Below are 1,374 nucleotides of genomic sequence, written 5' to 3'. Positions count from 1 at the left end.
GGGACTGTCATAAATTTTGTGTTCGGGCATAACATGTTGATAGAGGTGCATGTATGCCGACCAAAAAGAAACCGGGCCGTGAGGCCCCGCGAGACCTTCCATCCATTCCCCAAGAGCTGATCGACCAGTTCGTCAGCGGCCCGATGAGTGCCGAAGCCATTCAGGATGCCTCGATGGCGTTCAAAAAGGCGCTGATCGAGCGAGCCCTTGGTGCTGAGTTGGGCCACCACCTTGGCTATCCTCAGGGCGCGGAGCGCCCTGAGGAATCGAGCAACCAACGCAACGGCAAGAGTGGCAAAACGGTGCTGACCGATGACGGCCCGTTGCGTTTGGACATTCCCAGAGATCGCGATGGAAGCTTTGCCCCGATCTTGATCCCTAAGCATGAGCGCCGTTTTACCGGCTTTGATGACAAGATCATCGCGATGTATGCCCGAGGTATGACGGTTCGCGAAATCCGGGCGTTTCTCTCGGAACAGTACGGAACAGACGTCTCCCACGACTTCATCAGTTCTGTCACTGACGCAGTTTTGGAGGAGGTTACCGCCTGGCAACAGCGACCGCTTGAACCGATGTACCCGGTAATTTTCTTCGATGCATTGCGAGTCAAAATTCGCGACGAAGGCCTGGTGCGCAACAAAGCGATCTACTTGGCGCTGGGCGTATTGCCGGACGGAACGCGAGATATCCTGGGCATTTGGATTGAAACAACCGAAGGCGCCAAGTTTTGGATGAAGGTCTTTAACGACCTGAAAAATCGAGGCGTTGAAGACGTTTTGATCGCCGTAACTGACGGTCTCAAAGGCATGCCCGAAGCGCTGAGTGCTGTGTTTCCTGAAACGACGTTGCAGACCTGTATCGTCCACCTGATCCGTAACAGCCTCGATTACGCCCCGTGGGATAAGCGCCGTGAGCTGGCCAAGGCACTGAAGCCGATCTATCAAGCACTCAATGCTGACGCCGCAGAACAAGCGCTACTGGCTTTCGAAGCCGGGCCTTGGGGTAAGCAATATCCGACAGTCGTATCGGCTTGGAAACGTGCTTGGGATCGAGTTATACCGTTCTTCGTGTTTCCCCCGGCAATACGCAAAGTGATCTACACAACCAATGCCATCGAGAGTATCAATGCCCAGTTGCGCAAGGTCATCAAGACGCGAGGCCACTTCCCAACGGATGAGGCCGCGACAAAGCTAATCTGGCTGGCATTACGAAATATCACCGCGAACTGGGGCAGTGCGGCTCATGATTGGAAGAGCGCGATGAATCAATTTGCGATTCTGTACGGAGATCGATTTATCAGGCCGACCTGGTAAAGATAGGGCCTGCCTGACGGCAGGCCGTAACCGGCCCGAACACAAAAAATCTGACACTCTC

At 54.5% G+C, this 1,374-nt stretch carries 1 protein-coding gene; it reads left to right on the top strand.

Features of this window, described 5'->3' with window-relative positions:
- The first annotated feature begins 53 nt into the window (after window positions 1-53).
- Window positions 54-1,313, top strand: a complete 1,260-nt coding sequence (locus tag TU79_RS24825) for an IS256 family transposase (protein WP_057010426.1) — start codon at window positions 54-56, stop codon at window positions 1,311-1,313.
- Window positions 1,314-1,374 lie beyond the last annotated feature (61 nt).

Origin of the sequence: Pseudomonas trivialis (assembly GCF_001439805.1) — a bacterium.
Lineage (GTDB): Bacteria > Pseudomonadota > Gammaproteobacteria > Pseudomonadales > Pseudomonadaceae > Aquipseudomonas > Aquipseudomonas trivialis.
The sequence above is the reverse complement of the archived record's forward strand: the minus strand, read 5'-3'. Positions and strand labels throughout refer to the sequence as shown.